Source organism: Pseudomonas sp. BB438 (assembly GCF_057180225.1).
Window position 1 is genome coordinate 3,875,636 of the sequence record NZ_CM170001.1, and the last position, 14,661, is coordinate 3,890,296.

Consider the following 14,661-nt stretch of genomic DNA (forward strand, 5'->3'; position numbering starts at 1 on the left):
CTCATAATGTCCTGATCGACGTACTGATCGCCCGTGCGCACTCGATAGCCGCCGGCGCCAGGCGGCGCTCCGCCTCTTCGCGGGTCCAGCGGCTGGTGGGCGCCACCACGTGCACCGAAGCGACCGGGCGGCCCTGGCTGTTGCGCACCGGCGCGGCCACCGCCATGTCGCCCAGGAACAACTCCTCGCTGTTGATCGCATAGCCCTTGCGACGAATATCGGCGATCTCGGCGAGGATTTCCTCCAGAGACGTGCGCGTGTACTGGGTATGGCTGGACAGGTCGCTTTCCTGCAACTGTGCCAGCACCTCGTCATCGCTCAGCGCACTGAGGAAGGCACGGCCCGAGGCGGTGCAGTACATCGGGATGCGGCTGCCGATGGGCAGGTGGATGGGGATGAACTTCGGCCCGACGAAGCGCGCCACGTAGAGCATGTCGGTGCGCACCGGCTCGGTGAGGTTGGTCGTCTCGCCGGTGGTCTGCGCCAGTTCTGCGAGGAAAGGGTTGGCGACGTCCACCAGCGTGTCGGCGGCGAGGTAGTTGTAGCCGATCTCCATCACCTGCGGGGTGAGCTGGAAGCGCTTGGTCTGTGGGTGCTTGCTGACGTACCCCAGCGCTTCGAGCGTGTGGATCATTCGCTGCGCGGAGCTCTTGGTGATATCGGCGGCTTCCGCCACTTCTGCCAGGTTCATGGTGCGATTGCGCGCATTGAAGGCGCGCAGCACGGCCAGGCCCTTTTCCAGCGACTGGTTGAACAGGCTGTTTTCGTTGTCGCTCATGTCTCGTCCTTGCGAAGGATCAGGTTCTTATTAGACTTAAAATATCGATATGCGATATTTATAAATCTCTTTACGATTCTTGTAAATCATTTATATTGCGACCAACGCCTCCTGCCGAACCTCGAGGCCATCCATAACGCATAAAGACAACAAACCGCGTCAAATGGGAGTTCACCAATGCATCCTCGCCTCCGCGTGTTTTCCTGCGCCCTCGCACTCGTCGCCAGTTGCGCCGCATCCCTGGCCGCCCAGGCCGAACCGCTGAAAGTCGGCGCCACCGCCACCGGCGTTCCCTTCACCTTCCTCGACGTCAAGACCAACAGCATCCAGGGCATGATGGTCGACTCCGCCCAGGCCGTAGCCAAGGCGGGTGGTTTCGACGTGGAGATCGCCCAGACCACTTTCGCCGCGCTGATCCCCTCGCTGACCGCGAAGAAGATCGACCTGATCTCCGCCGCCATGCTGCGTACGCCAGAGCGGGAAAAAGTGGTGCAGTACTCCGACCCGGTGTTCGAATACGGCGAAGGCCTGGTGGTACGTGCCGACGACGACAAGGCCTACACCAGCATGGATGACTTCAAGGGCGAAGTGGTTGGCGCCCAGGTCGGTACCATCTTCATCGACAAGCTCAACCAGCGCGGCATCTTCAAGGAGGTGCGCGGCTACGACTCCCTCGCCGACCTCACCCGCGACCTGGCCCTGGGCCGCATCAAGGCCGGCTTCGGCGACCATCCGATTCTCGCCTACCAGATGGCGAAGGGCACGCTGAAGAAAGTGCGCCTGGTGGACAGCTACCAGCCGCAGATCAAGGGCGAGGTCTGCCTGATCCTGCGCCAGGGCGACCCGCAACTGCTCGCCCAGGTCAACCAGGGCATCGCCAGCATCAAGGCCGACGGCACCCTCGCCGCGATCATCGGCAAGTGGCACCTGGACTGACGTCCGCCTTTCTTCACGCTGTCTCCAAGACTGACCCGTACCTTTCGCCGGTGCCTCCGCGCCCGGTGAAGGGGGACGGCCGCCCCTGATTTCTCGCTCACGGACACCCCTATGTTTCTCCAGAATGCTCTGGACTTCCTGCCCATTCTATTGAGTGGCGCAGTGGTCACCGTGCAGGTCACGATTGCGTCCTTCCTGCTCAGTTCGCTCATCGGCCTGGCGTTCGCCCTGATGATGGTGTCGAAAGTCCGCGCCGTGGCGCTGTTCGGGATCTCCGTGGTCAACGTGATCCGCGGCCTGCCGATCATCGTCCAGCTGTTCTACATCTACTTCGTGCTGCCGGACTTCGGCGTGCAGCTCAGTGCCATGCAGGCCGGCATCATCGGCCTGGGCATTGCCTACTCGGCGTACCAGGCGGAGAACTTCCGCGCCGGCATCCAGGCCATCCAGCAGGGACAGATCGAGGCCGCCGAATCCCTCGGCATGCGCGGCCCGATGATCATGCGCCGGGTGGTGCTGCCGCAGGCCTTCCGCATCGCCCTGCCGCCCTACGGCAACACCCTGGTGATGATGCTCAAGGACTCCTCGCTGGTGTCGACCATTACCGTGGCCGAGATGACCCGCGCCGGCCAGCTGATCGCCTCCTCGACCTTCGAGAACATGACCGTTTACACCCTGGTCGCCCTGCTCTACCTGGCCCTGAGCCTGCCACTGTCGTATGCCCTGCGCCGCCTCGAAGCGCGCATCGCCACGAGGAAGAAAGCATGATCCGCATCCAGTCGCTGCACAAAAGCTACGGCAGTACCCGTGTCCTCGAAGGCATCGATCTGTCGGTGGAAAGCGGCCAGGTGGTATGCCTGATCGGCCCGTCCGGCTCGGGAAAGTCCACCCTGCTGCGCTGCATCAACGGCCTGGAGACCTATGAGGGTGGCGACATCCTGGTTGGTCAGGAACGCGTCGACCGCCACACCAACACCATCCATGAAATCCGCACCCAGGTGGCGATGGTGTTCCAGCGCTTCAACCTGTTCCCGCACCGCACCGCCCTGCAGAACGTCATGGAAGGCCCGGTGTACGTGAAGAAGGAGCGCCCGGACGCAGCCCGCGAACACGCCCGCGCCCTGCTCGAAAAGGTGGGTCTGAGCCACCGAATGGACGCCTACCCGGACGAACTTTCCGGCGGCCAGCAACAGCGTGTCGCCATTGCCCGGGCGCTGGCGATGCGCCCCAAGGCCATTCTCTTCGACGAGCCGACCTCGGCACTGGACCCGGAGCTGGTAGGCGAAGTCCTGGCAGTGATGCGCAAGCTCGCCGACGAAGGCATGACCATGGTCGTGGTCACCCACGAGATGGGCTTTGCCCGCGAGGTCGCGGACAAGGTGTGCTTCCTCTACGGCGGTCGCATCGTCGAGGAAGGCGCCGCTAAGGACGTGCTCGGCGCACCGCGCCAGCCGCGCACCCAGGAGTTCCTCCGGCGCCTGCTCAATACCGACGGGGGCCAGGCATGAACGCCCGTCCGCTGGCACTGCCGCCCTCGCTCTGGGCCGCCACCGCGAACGCCGGCCCGGCCACACCGGCGCTGACTGAAGACAAGCAGGTCGACGTCGCCATCGTCGGCGCCGGCTACACCGGACTGGTCACCGCGCTGCACCTGGCTCGCAATGGTGTGCGCGTCTGCGTGCTGGACGCCGGCGAGCCCGGCTGGGGCGCATCCGGGCGCAACGGCGGGCAGGTGATCCCGGGCCTCAAGCATGATCCCGATGACCTGCGGCGCCTGTTCGGCGGCGAGAAGGCGGAGCGTCTGATCGACGTCGCCGGCGGCGCTGCCGATGACGTCTTCGAGCTGATTCGTCGCTACGACATCGACTGTGAAGCCACTCGAAAAGGCTGGATCCAGCCCGCTGCCTCGCCCGCCGCCCTGCGCGCCATCGAGAAACGCGCCGAGCAATGGCGCCAGCGCGGCGTGCCGGTGGAAATGCTCGACAAGAGCAGCGTCGCCCGGCGTATCGGCAGCAACGACTACCTCGGCGCGTGGGTCGACCCACGCGCCGGCAGCGTGCAACCACTGAGCTACGTGCGCGGCCTGGCCCGCGCTGCCTTGGCCGAAGGCGCCGCCATCCACGGCCATAACCGCGTGACCGGCCTGCGCAAGCATGCCAGCGGCTGGCAGCTCACCACGGACAGCGGCCACCAGGTGACTGCCGAGCGGGTGATCCTCGCCACCAACGGCTACACCGACGACCTCTGGCCGACACTGCGGCAGACGGTAATCGCCGCCAACAGCTTCATCGTCGCCACCAAGCCCCTGTCGGACAAGCTGCGGCGCAGCGTACTGCCCAATGGCGAAGTCTGCTCGGATGCCCGCCGGCTGCTGCTGTACTTCAAGCAGGACGCGCGCGGCCGGCTGCTGCTGGGCGGTCGCGGCCCGTTCGCCGAACCGAGCTCGCCCAGCGACTGGCTGCACCTCAAGCGCTCGCTGCTGGGGCTGTTCCCGCAGCTGGCGGACGTCGAGTTCGAGTACCAGTGGAGTGGCCGCGTGGCGCTGACGCCAGACTTCATGCCGCGCCTGCACGAACCGGCGCCGAACCTCAGCATCCTGCTGGGCTACAACGGTCGCGGCATCGCCATGGCCTCGACCCTGGGCCGGCACCTGGCAGAGCGTTTGCTGGACCGCGAGAGGGATTTTCCCTTCCCGGTCACGCCGGTTCGGCCTATTCCCTTCCACGGACTGCAACGCCTGTACCTGGGCGTCGGCATCGCCTGGTACCGGCTGCTCGACGCGGTCCTTTGACCAAACCGGCCTGACGTCCGCGTCAGGCCGGGTTCTGCGCCTGCATCGCCGCCAGATAAGCGCGCGGCGGCTGCCCGGTGTGCTCACGGAAGCAGCGGTAGAACACCGACAGCGAATTGAAGCCCACCGCGAACGCCAGCTCGTCGATGCGCGCCGTCGGCTCTTCCCGAAGACGCTCCAGCAGATGGCCGATTCGCGCCTGGTTCAGGTAGCGGTAGAAGCTCTGCCCAAGCACCTGGTTGAGCAGGTAGGAAATCTGGTTGCGCGTATAGCCGGTGGCCCGCGCCAGGCGCTCCAGGTCCATCTCCGGATCGAGATAGGGCTGGGCGCTGCCAAAGTAGGATTCGATATCCAGCAGCATCTTCCCCACCTGGGCGGAGTTCAGGCCCAGGCGGCGCGAATCCTTGACGCCCTCCTCGCGCTGTCCGCGCATCGGCGTGGCGTATTCGTGGACACGCCAGATCAACCCGTCGCGCACGGTGATCGCCTCGCTGGCGCGGAACGAGGCCAGCCGGCTGCTGCGTCGCAGCGTCAGACGCGAGCGGTACTGGATGAACGCGGTGTCGCCATCGGCGCGGATCTGGTCGATGTGCTCGATGTGATGCTGCGGGCTGCGTGGCATCGCCGTGCGGATATAGCCGGGCAGCTCGCTGGCGGGGATTTCCAGGTCGTTGTAGAAGTCGCAGTACTGCACCTGCGGATGGAACATTGCCAGCACGCCATCGACGTCGCGGTTCATCCAGCACTGGTGGTAGCGCGTGACCACGTCGCGGGTGCGCTCGGTTTCATCGTTCATTCTTGTATCTCCGCCGCGTAGCCCCACAGCGTAGGGCGCGGGCAGCGCGCTGCACAGTGCCGCGGGTCCGCAGCAGCATCGCCGATTCCGCCCGTGCACGGAAGAACGACGCAAAGCCGCGCCGCGCCTAGTTTTCGGCCAGGGCCGAAAACAATAGAAAAGAGCCCATTTCCCACCTGCCGATCGCATTTGCGCCGCGCTAGCCGGCGTATCCCAGGAGTTGAAGATGAACAAGCGTGCTTTGGGTTGTCTGTCCGGCCTGCTGGCCAGTGTCGCGCTACCGGTGCTGGCGGTGCCGCAAGAGGTGCATTTCGCCAACTGGGCCGACTACATCGGGCCGACCGTACTGGCGGATTTCCAGAAGGAAACCGGGATCAAGGTGGTGCTCGACGCCTTCGAGTCCGACGAAGTGCTGGAGGCCAAGCTGCTCACCGGGCATTCCGGCTTCGACGTGGTGGTGCCCTCGGCGGACTTCCTCGCCCGCCAGCTCAAGGCCGGCGTCTATCGCCCGCTGGATGACGCGCTGCTGCCCAACCGCAAGAACCTCGACCCTGCCCTCCTGGCCCGCGTGGCACAGTCCGACCCGGGCAACCGCTTTGCCGTGCCCTACCTCTGGGGCACCGTCGGCATCGGCTACAACCCGGCGAAGATCAAGGCGGCACTGGGCGCAGACGCACCGCTGGACTCCTGGGACCTGGTGTTCAAGCCGGAGAACCTCGCCAAGCTCAAGGGCTGCGGCGTCGCCTTCCTCGACTCGCCGGCGAAGATCCTGCCGCTCGCGCTGCACTACCTGGGCAAGGACCCGAACAGCAACAACCCCGCGGACTATGAAGCCGGCACCAAACTGCTGGAGAGCCTGAAGCCCTCGGTGACCTACTTCAGCTCGACCAAGTACATCGCCGACCTCGCCAACGGCAACGTCTGTGTGGCTATCGGTTTCTCCGGCGATGTGTTGCAGGCGCAGAAGAGCGCGCAGGAAGCCGGCGGCGCGGTGGACGTCGAGTACAGCGTGCCGAAGGAAGGCACCAACATCTGGTTCGACAACCTGGCCATCCCCAAGGACGCGCGCAACCCCGAAGGCGCACACGCCTTCATCAACTACCTGATGCGCCCGGACGTGATCGCCCGGACCAGCGACTACCTGCACTACGCCAACGCCAACGTGCCGGCCAAGGCGCTGATGGACCAGAAGGTCCGCGAGAACCCGGCGGTCTACCCCAACGCCGAACTGGTCAAGGGCATGTACGTCAGCCTGCCGCCGAGCCCGTCGATCCTGCGCCTGATCACCCGCGACTGGAGCCGGATCAAGTCCGGGGTCTGATTCCCCAGCCCCTCCTTTCGCACCAGCAGCCCCAGCCGCCATTGGCGCCGGGGCTGTCTGCCTTCCAGGGGGCGCCTTTTTCAACACGATTCCCAAGCCTTGCGGAAAGTGGATAGAACGCACGCCTGCCCCCAGCCCACACTAGCCTCGCCTGGCAGCACCCCCGCTGCATGTGCATTCACTACAAAACCAAAAAACCGAGGCTTGTATGACCACCCCCGCCGAGCAACTGGAGCAACGGCTGAAGCAACTGAAAATCACCGAAGTCGAATGCGTGGTGAGCGATCTCACCGGCATCGCCCGCGGCAAGATTTCCCCCACCAACAAGTTCCTCGGCGAAGGGGGCATGCGACTCCCCGAAAGTGTTCTGCTGCAGACGGTCACCGGCGATTTCGTCGATGACGACGTCTACTACGACCTGCTGGACGAAGCGGACATCGACATGGTCTGCCGCCCCGACCCGGACGCCATCTTCCTGGTGCCGTGGGCGCTGGAACCGACCGCGATGGTCATCCACGACACGTTCGACAAGGTTGGCAACCCCATCGAACTGTCCCCGCGCAACGTGCTCAAGCGCGTGCTCAAGCTCTACGCCGACAAGGGCTGGAGCCCGGTCGTGGCGCCGGAGATGGAGTTCTACCTGACCAAGCGCAGCAGCGACCCGGACTTCCCGCTGGAAGCCCCCGTCGGCCGCTCGGGCCGCCCGGAAAGCGGTCGCCAGAGCTTCTCCATCGATGCTGCCAACGAATTCGACCCGCTGTTCGAAGACGTCTACGACTGGTGCGAACTGCAAGGCCTGGACCTGGATACCCTGATCCACGAGGACGGCCCGGCGCAGATGGAAATCAACTTCCGTCACGGCGACGCGCTGAGCCTGGCCGACCAGATCATCGTGTTCAAGCGCACCATGCGCGAAGCCGCACTCAAGCATGACGTCAGCGCCACCTTCATGGCCAAGCCGATCACCGATGAGCCCGGCAGCGCCATGCATATCCACCAGAGCGTGCTGGACATCGCCACCGGCAAGAACATCTTCGCCGCCGAAGACGGCTCCATGAGCCAACTGTTCCTGCACTACATCGGCGGCCTGCAGAAGTACATCCCGAAAGTGCTGCCGATGTTCGCGCCCAACGTGAACTCCTTCCGCCGCTTCCTGCCGGACACCTCCGCGCCGGTAAACGTCGAGTGGGGCGAAGAGAACCGTACCGTGGGCCTGCGCGTCCCAGCCGCCCCGCCGATCGCCATGCGCGTGGAAAACCGCCTGCCGGGCGCCGACGCCAACCCGTACCTGGCGCTGGCCGCCAGCCTGCTCTGCGGCTACCTGGGCATGGTCGAGCAGATCAACCCCAGCGCTGCGGTCCAGGGCCGCGCCTACGAGCGCCGCAACCTGCGCCTGCCGATCACCATCGAGGACGCGCTGCAGCAGATGGAAGACTGCGACGTGCTCAAGGAATTCCTCGGCGAGAAATTCGTGCAGGGCTACGTGGCGGTCAAGCGTACCGAGCACGAGAACTTCAAACGGGTGATCAGCTCCTGGGAGCGCGAGTTCCTCCTGCTGAGCGTCTGATCCACCTCACTGACTTCACAACAACAATTCGGGAGCCCCCATGAGACTGCTGCGCACCCTTGCGCCCTTCGCCCTGGCAGCCATTGCCTCGGCCGCACACGCTGCACCCACCGTCAGCATCTACAACTGGACCGACTACATCGCCCCGGACACCCTCGCCGGCTTCCAGAAGACCACCGGCGTCAAACCGGTCTACGACGTCTTCGACTCCAACGAGACCCTGGAAGGCAAGCTGCTGGCGGGCCGCTCCGGCTATGACGTGGTGGTGCCGTCCAACCACTTCCTGACCCGCCAGGTGCAGGCCGGCGTGTTCCTCGAACTCGACCGCAGCAAGCTGCCGAACTGGAAGCACCTGGACCCGACGCTGCTCAAGCTGCTGGAGCAGAACGATCCGGGCAACAAGCACTCGGTGCCCTACCTGTGGGGCACCAATGGCATCGGCTACAACGTCGCCAAGGTCAAGGAAGTGCTGGGCGTCGACAAGATCGACTCCTGGTCGGTGCTGTTCGAGCCGGAGAACATCAAGAAGCTCCAGGCGTGCGGCGTGGCCTTCATGGACTCGCCCGACGAGATGATCCCCTCGGTGCTCAACTACCTGGGCCTGGACCCCAACAGCACCGACCCGGCGGACTATCCCAAGGCCGAGGCCAAGCTGGTGGCGGTGCGTCCGTACGTCACCTACTTCCACTCCTCCAAGTACATCTCGGACCTGGCCAACGGCAACATCTGCGTGGCCTTCGGCTACTCAGGCGACGTGTTCCAGGCCGCCGCCCGTGCCAGGGAAGCCAAGAACGGCATCGAGATCGCCTACAGCATTCCCAAGGAAGGCGCGAACCTGTGGTTCGACCTGATGGCGATCCCGTCGGATGCGAGCCATCCGGAGCAGGCCCTGGCGTTCATCAACTATGTCCTCGATCCGAAGGTGATCGCCGGCATCAGCGAGTACGTCGGCTACCCCAGCGCCAACGCTGACGCCAAGACACTGCTGCCCGAGGAGATGCAGAACAACCCCGAGGTCTACCCGAGCCAGGCCGTGCTCGACAAGCTGTACATCGCCAAGGCGCCGCCGCCCAAGATCATGCGCCTGATGACCCGCAGCTGGAGCAAGATCAAGTTCAACCAATGAGGCGAGAAAGTCCCATGAAGCACACCGAGGAGCACGCCGCGTCCTATTACGCCGCGACCGCCCGCGACCGCCAGCAGTACCCGTCCCTGAACGGGGACGTGCGGGCGGACGTCTGCGTGATCGGCGGCGGCTTCACCGGCGTGAACGCAGCCCTGGAGCTGGCCCGCCGCGGCCACTCCGTGGTGCTGCTGGAGGCCCGGCGCATCGGCTGGGGCGCCAGCGGGCGCAACGGCGGGCAGCTGATCCGAGGCATCGGCCACGACGTCAGCGGCTTCGCCAAGTACGTCGGCGAAGAGGGCGTGCGCTACCTCGAGCAGGCGGGCGTCGATTCGGTGGCCCTGGTCGCCGAGCGCGTCCGTGAACTGGCTATCGAGTGCGACCTGCGCTGGGGCTTCTGCGAGCTGGCCAATACCCCGGCGCAGTATGCCGCGATGGTCCAGGAGCAGGAGTCGCTGAGCCGTTCCGGCTATCCCCACGAAACCCGCCTGGTGCCGCCCGAGCGCATCCGCGACGTCGTTGCCAGCGACTGCTACGCGGGCGGGCACATCGACATGGGCTCGGGCCACCTGCACCCGCTCGACCTGGTGAAGGGCGAAGCTCGCGCGGCCAGGGCCTTCGGCGCGCAGATCTTCGAGCAGAGCCCGGTGCGGCGCATCGAGCACGGTGCGACCGCCATCGTGCACTGCGCCCACGGCCGCGTACTGGCGAAGAACCTGGTGCTCGGCTGCAACGCGCATCTGGACGAGCTGGAGCCGAAGCTGACCGGCAAGGTGCTGCCCGCCGGCAGCTACGTGGTGGCGACCGAGCCGCTGTCCGCGGAGCTAGCGGCAGAGCTGATCCCGCAGAACATGGCGCTGTGCGACCAGAAGGTGGGGCTGGACTACTACCGCCTGACGGCCGACCGCCGCCTGCTGTTCGGCGGCGCATGCCACTACTCCGGGCGCGACCCGAAAGACATCGGCGCCTACATGCGGCCGAAGGTGCTCAAGGTGTTCCCGCAGCTCGCGCAGGTGAAGCTCGACTACCAATGGGGCGGCATGATCGGCATCACCGCCAATCGTTTCCCGCAGGTCGGACGGCTCAAGAGCCACCCGAACGTGTACTTCGCGCAGGGCTATTCCGGCCACGGGCTGAACGTCACGCACTGGTCGGCCAAGCTGCTGGCGGAAGCCATCCACCAGGGCGAGAGCAAGGGGCTGGACCTGTTCAGCGCCGTGCCGCACCTGACCTTCCCGGGTGGCAAGCTGCTGCGTTCGCCGCTCCTGGCACTGGGGATGGCGTGGTATCGGGTACGCGAGTTGATCGGCTGATCGCTGGCACTGCTGTCAAGAAAAAGCCCCCGCTTCGGGGGCTTTTTCGTTGTGCTCGACTCGATGCTCAACTGCAGGAGCAAGCCGCGCCCGCGATCCGCGGACAACATCCGCGCCGTGGATGGCGCGCCGATATCAGGCCCGACCGCCCTGCTTCGCCGTAGTCTTCGGATACTCGCCGAACAGCGCGAAATACGACTGGGAAAACCGCCCCAGGTGCCAGAACGACCACTTCATCGCGACCTCGGCCACGGTCATGCCGGACTCGGCGGCGGCCAGCAGGTCGCGGCGCGCGGCGTTCAGGCGACGGTTGCGCAGCCAGACGATAGGCGGGATGCCGGCGTAATGCAGGAACGACTGCTGCAGCGTGCGCGGCGAAACGCCCGCCTTGGCAGCGAGGTCGCCCATGCCGAACTGCTCGTCGGGGCAATCGTTCACCACCTCCTTGACCCGCTGCACCACGCGCTTGGCCTGGACGATGGAGCGCGCGCGACGTTCGCCATCCAGCGGCGCTTCGCACAGCAGCGAGAAACAGTGGGAGACGATGCTCTGCGCCACACCCGGCGCATCCATCGGGTCATCGCCCGTCGAAGCGCCGGTGAGCAGGTTGCTCAGGGAGGTTGCCACCGACTGGCAGTGACCCGAGCGCAGCGGTGTCAGCACCAGGTCGGCGAAGGCGTCGGCCGGCTGACCCCAGTTCGCCGACTCCTTGATCACCACCGCCACCTCGCGGTAGTTCTCCGGCGTGACCCAGGCGTTGCGGGTTTCCCCGTCGAGCAGGTAGAGGGCGTTGTCGGACATGTCGAAGCTGAACACCAGGGCACCGGGCGGGGCGTGGAATTCCTGCTCCACACGCAGGTTCATCTGCTCCTCGTAGAGCTCGATCCCCTCGACCTCGGCGTGCAGGATGCGCCCGGCGAATCGCCCGGCGGACATCTGCGTGTACTGCTGCTCCCAACCAGGAATGGCTATTCGCTGCTGATCTACCTCTTGTGCTTCGACAACCCGGATCGCCATACCCAGCCCTGCTGGTTTTTTCAGATGGGCAAGGCTAACAACCGCCGCGACACCCGTGCAAGATCTCGAACAGCCAAGGTGCGCGGGAATTACTCGCTCAGACGGGAAATCCGCCGACCGGACGTGGCGATCAGCTCGGTCGCCCGCGCGCGCAGCTGGCCACAGCCGCCATCGACATCCTGCCCGGCGCTGTTGCGCACCTTGGTCAGCACACCACGGCTGTGCAGGTAACGGACGATCTCCACGATGCGCTCAGCGTCCGGGCGCTGGTACTGGTCGCCTTCCAGCGCATTGAAGGGAATCAGGTTGAGCACGCCGAACTTGCCCTTGAGCAGCCGCAGGATGCCGTCGAGTTCATCCTGGCTGTCATTGACGCCCTTGAGCAGCGTCCACTGGTATTGGATCGGGTAGTCCGTGGCGCGCGCATAGGCCTCGCCCTGCTCCACCAGCTCTTCGGGCGTCAGCCTCGGCGCGCGTGGCAGCAGGTGTTCGCGCAGCTCGGCATTGCTGGTGTGCAGCGACAGCGCCAGGGCCGGCTTGATCCGCTGCTGCGGCAGGCGCTCGAAGACGCGCGGGTCACCGACCGTGGAGAACACCAGGTTCTTGTGGCCGATGCCGCCGTCGGTGCCCAGGCGGTCGATGGCGTCGAGCACGTTGTCGAGGTTGTGCGCCGGCTCGCCCATGCCCATGAACACCACCTTCTTCACGGGTCGCACGCGCCGTGCCAGCACCAGTTGGGCGACGATCTCGGTGGTGGACAGCTGGCGCAGCAGGCCGCTCTTGCCGGTCATGCAGAAGCGACACCCCACGGCGCACCCCACCTGCGTGGACACGCACACGCCGCCACGCGGCAGCAGCACGCTCTCCACCATCTGCCCGTCGGCCAGACGCACCAGCAGACGCTCGGAGCTGTCGCCCCCGGGATGGCGCGAATGGATGCTCGCCAGGGCGTCCAGTTCGGCGGCGATCTGCGCCACGCCGTTGCGCACGCTCAGCGGCAGGAAGTCCTCGGTCGCCTGCCGCTTCGTGCCGGCGTCCAGCGGCCGACCCTGCAGCCAGGCACGCAGCATCCGTGCGCGGTGCATGGGCAGCGCGCCAAGGTCGGCGAGGCGTTGGTCGAGGTCGGCGATTCGCATGGGGCGCGAATCCTACCACCCGGCGCCGACGCCGCGTAGCGCTGCCGGTCGATCACGCTGAAATGTCCGTCGTAGACGTCCTGCCGCGATAATCCGGCGCACCATGCTTTGAGAATCGTCTTATTCAGCAACCGTTCATCGGAGACCTACAGTGCCGCCGCCCCCAATCCAATGCAAAAAGGGGCATTTGCATACAAGGAGTAAGCATGAAAAAGTTCCTGAGCGCCGCCGCCCTCGTTTCGCTCGCCGCTCTCGCCACTGGCTGCACCAGCTACAACGTCAGCCAGCCGATTGCCCCGATCGCCGGCGCCGTCAAGACTGACCTGAAAGCTGATGTTGCCGTTGGCGGTCCCATCAGCGGCCAGTCCCAGGTCAACATCCTGTTCGGCTTCATCAAGTTCGGCGGCGACAGCCAGTACGCCGACGGCGTGACCTACGGTGCCGAAAGCGGCTCGGGCATGAGCCTGGCCGCCTTCGACCCGGTTTCCTCGGTCAAGGCCGCAGCCGCCTACAAGGCCGTGAAGAGCTCCGGGTCCGACCTGATCGTCGCACCGCGCTACGAAGTGAACGTGCAGGACTACTTCATCTTCAAGAAGGTGGACGTCAAGGTCACCGGCAACAAGGGCAGCATCAACAACATTCGTTGATGCGCTCATGGCGGGGCGCAATGCCCCGCCTTCGGCTGGAGCGAATGCGGCCGCGGTGCTAGGGTCAGCCCATTGCACTGCAGGAAGTCGTCATGCACCGGACCGCCCCGAACCTACTCGCCCTACTCCCCCTCCTCGTCACCGGCCTCGCCCAGGCCGCACCACCGGATTTCGACGCGAAGGTGAACAAGCTCGCCCAGCAGGTCATGCGCGAGCAGAACATCGCAGGCCTGGCCATCGGCGTTACCGATCGCGGTGAGCAGCACTTCTACAACTTCGGCATGGCGTCGAAGGAGAGCAGGCAGCCGGTGAGCAGTGACACGCTGTTCGAGATCGGCTCGGTGAGCAAGACCTTCACCGCGACCCTGGCAGGCTTCGCCCAGGCCGTCGGCAAGCTCAGGCTGGAGCAGAGCCCGACGCTCTACATGAAGGAGCTGCGCGGCAGTGCACTGGACAAGGTGACGCTGATCCAGCTCGCCACCCATGTCACCGGCGGCTTCCCGCTGCAACTGCCCGACGAAGTGAAGACGCCCCAGCAGCTCACCGACTACTACAGGAGCTGGCAGCCGCAGTATCCCGCCGACACCCAGCGCAGCTACGCCAACCCCAGCATCGGCCTGCTCGGCATCGCCACCGCACGCGCGCTCGACGTGCCGTTCAAGACCGCGATGCAGCGCAATATCTTTGCCCCGCTGGGCCTGAGTAACACCCACATCGACGTGCCGGTGACCCGCCAGGCGATCTACGCCCAGGGTTACGACAAGGACGACGCCCCGGTTCGGGTGAACCCTGACCAGGTCGCCGACGAGGCCTACGGGGTGAAATCCAGCAGTCGCGACCTGCTGCGTTTCGTCCAGGTGCAGCTGGGCGAGGTGAAGCTCGGCGACAAGCTACGGGCGGCGGTGGACGCCACGCGCACCGGCTATTACCAGGTCGGCCCGATGACCCAGGACCTGGTCTGGGAGCAATACGCCTACCCGCCCAAGCTCGCCGAACTGCAGCAGTACAACGGCAGCGGCATGATCCTGCAAAGCCAACCGGTGACAGCCCTGCGCAAGCCGTTGCCGCCGCAGCAGGATGTCTGGGTGAACAAGACCGGCGCCACCGGGGGATTCGGCGCCTACGTGGCGTTCGTGCCGTCGAAACAGCGCGGCATCGTCATCCTCGCCAACCGCAACTACCCCAACGAGGTGCGGGTGAAACTGGCCTGGGACATTCTCTCGAAGCTGAACTGAC

Annotated in this window: 14 protein-coding genes; 10 read left to right on the top strand and 4 right to left on the bottom strand. The window is 65.5% G+C overall.

Going from position 1 to position 14,661, the window contains the following annotated elements:
- Nucleotide 1: 1 nt before the first annotated feature.
- Nucleotides 2-778 carry an IclR family transcriptional regulator gene (locus AC1ZV1_RS17710; RefSeq protein ID WP_484292864.1) on the bottom strand — a complete coding sequence of 259 codons (777 nt, stop codon included), beginning with the start codon at nucleotides 776-778 and terminating at the stop codon, nucleotides 2-4.
- 177 nt (nucleotides 779-955) lie between these two features.
- Here AC1ZV1_RS17710 and AC1ZV1_RS17715 point away from each other — a divergent pair, with 177 nt between their 5' ends.
- The 4 genes from AC1ZV1_RS17715 (at nucleotide 956) to AC1ZV1_RS17730 (ending at nucleotide 4,505) form a co-directional block, all read left to right on the top strand.
- On the top strand, nucleotides 956-1,714 hold the full coding sequence (locus AC1ZV1_RS17715) for an ABC transporter substrate-binding protein (RefSeq protein WP_484292865.1): 759 nt from the start codon (nucleotides 956-958) through the stop codon (nucleotides 1,712-1,714).
- Nucleotides 1,715-1,825: 111 nt separating this feature from the next.
- Nucleotides 1,826-2,482 (top strand): amino acid ABC transporter permease, encoded by a 657-nt coding sequence (locus AC1ZV1_RS17720; protein ID WP_081516969.1) that lies wholly within the window; start codon nucleotides 1,826-1,828, stop codon nucleotides 2,480-2,482.
- Nucleotides 2,479-3,222 carry an amino acid ABC transporter ATP-binding protein gene (locus AC1ZV1_RS17725; RefSeq protein ID WP_484292866.1) on the top strand — a complete coding sequence of 248 codons (744 nt, stop codon included), beginning with the start codon at nucleotides 2,479-2,481 and terminating at the stop codon, nucleotides 3,220-3,222. The genes AC1ZV1_RS17720 and AC1ZV1_RS17725 overlap by 4 nt, the downstream gene beginning before the upstream one ends.
- Nucleotides 3,219-4,505: an NAD(P)/FAD-dependent oxidoreductase gene (locus AC1ZV1_RS17730; protein ID WP_484292867.1), complete on the top strand. Its 1,287-nt coding sequence runs from the start codon at nucleotides 3,219-3,221 to the stop codon at nucleotides 4,503-4,505. The genes AC1ZV1_RS17725 and AC1ZV1_RS17730 overlap by 4 nt, the downstream gene beginning before the upstream one ends.
- Nucleotides 4,506-4,527: 22 nt before the next feature.
- Here AC1ZV1_RS17730 and AC1ZV1_RS17735 read toward each other — a convergent pair whose 3' ends face one another.
- On the bottom strand, nucleotides 4,528-5,301 hold the full coding sequence (locus tag AC1ZV1_RS17735; RefSeq protein ID WP_484292868.1) for a helix-turn-helix domain-containing protein: 774 nt from the start codon (nucleotides 5,299-5,301) through the stop codon (nucleotides 4,528-4,530).
- 226 nt (nucleotides 5,302-5,527) lie between these two features.
- On the opposite strand from AC1ZV1_RS17735, the gene AC1ZV1_RS17740 reads away from it, so the two are divergent.
- The 4 genes from AC1ZV1_RS17740 to AC1ZV1_RS17755 all read left to right on the top strand — a co-directional run bounded on the left by AC1ZV1_RS17740 (nucleotide 5,528) and on the right by AC1ZV1_RS17755 (nucleotide 10,625).
- On the top strand, nucleotides 5,528-6,622 hold the full coding sequence (locus tag AC1ZV1_RS17740; protein ID WP_484292869.1) for a polyamine ABC transporter substrate-binding protein: 1,095 nt from the start codon (nucleotides 5,528-5,530) through the stop codon (nucleotides 6,620-6,622).
- Between the two features lie 208 nt (nucleotides 6,623-6,830).
- A complete protein-coding gene (locus AC1ZV1_RS17745) occupies nucleotides 6,831-8,189 on the top strand; it encodes a glutamine synthetase family protein (RefSeq protein WP_484292870.1) in 1,359 nt (452 codons plus the stop codon).
- A 40-nt stretch (nucleotides 8,190-8,229) separates the two neighbouring features.
- Nucleotides 8,230-9,315: a polyamine ABC transporter substrate-binding protein gene (locus AC1ZV1_RS17750; protein WP_484292871.1), complete on the top strand. Its 1,086-nt coding sequence runs from the start codon at nucleotides 8,230-8,232 to the stop codon at nucleotides 9,313-9,315.
- Between the two features lie 14 nt (nucleotides 9,316-9,329).
- A complete protein-coding gene (locus tag AC1ZV1_RS17755; protein ID WP_484292872.1) occupies nucleotides 9,330-10,625 on the top strand; it encodes an NAD(P)/FAD-dependent oxidoreductase in 1,296 nt (431 codons plus the stop codon).
- A 135-nt stretch (nucleotides 10,626-10,760) separates the two neighbouring features.
- On the opposite strand, the gene AC1ZV1_RS17760 is transcribed toward AC1ZV1_RS17755, so the two are convergent.
- Nucleotides 10,761-11,561, bottom strand: coding sequence for a helix-turn-helix domain-containing protein (locus AC1ZV1_RS17760; protein ID WP_484292873.1), 801 nt, complete (start codon nucleotides 11,559-11,561; stop codon nucleotides 10,761-10,763).
- Nucleotides 11,562-11,731: 170 nt separating this feature from the next.
- On the bottom strand, nucleotides 11,732-12,778 hold the full coding sequence (locus AC1ZV1_RS17765; RefSeq protein ID WP_484292874.1) for an RNA methyltransferase: 1,047 nt from the start codon (nucleotides 12,776-12,778) through the stop codon (nucleotides 11,732-11,734).
- 206 nt (nucleotides 12,779-12,984) lie between these two features.
- Here AC1ZV1_RS17765 and AC1ZV1_RS17770 point away from each other — a divergent pair, with 206 nt between their 5' ends.
- Both AC1ZV1_RS17770 and ampC read left to right on the top strand, forming a co-directional pair.
- On the top strand, nucleotides 12,985-13,425 hold the full coding sequence (locus AC1ZV1_RS17770) for a hypothetical protein (protein ID WP_484292875.1): 441 nt from the start codon (nucleotides 12,985-12,987) through the stop codon (nucleotides 13,423-13,425).
- A 92-nt stretch (nucleotides 13,426-13,517) separates the two neighbouring features.
- On the top strand, nucleotides 13,518-14,660 hold the full coding sequence (gene ampC, locus AC1ZV1_RS17775; RefSeq protein WP_484292876.1) for a class C beta-lactamase: 1,143 nt from the start codon (nucleotides 13,518-13,520) through the stop codon (nucleotides 14,658-14,660).
- Nucleotide 14,661 lies beyond the last annotated feature (1 nt).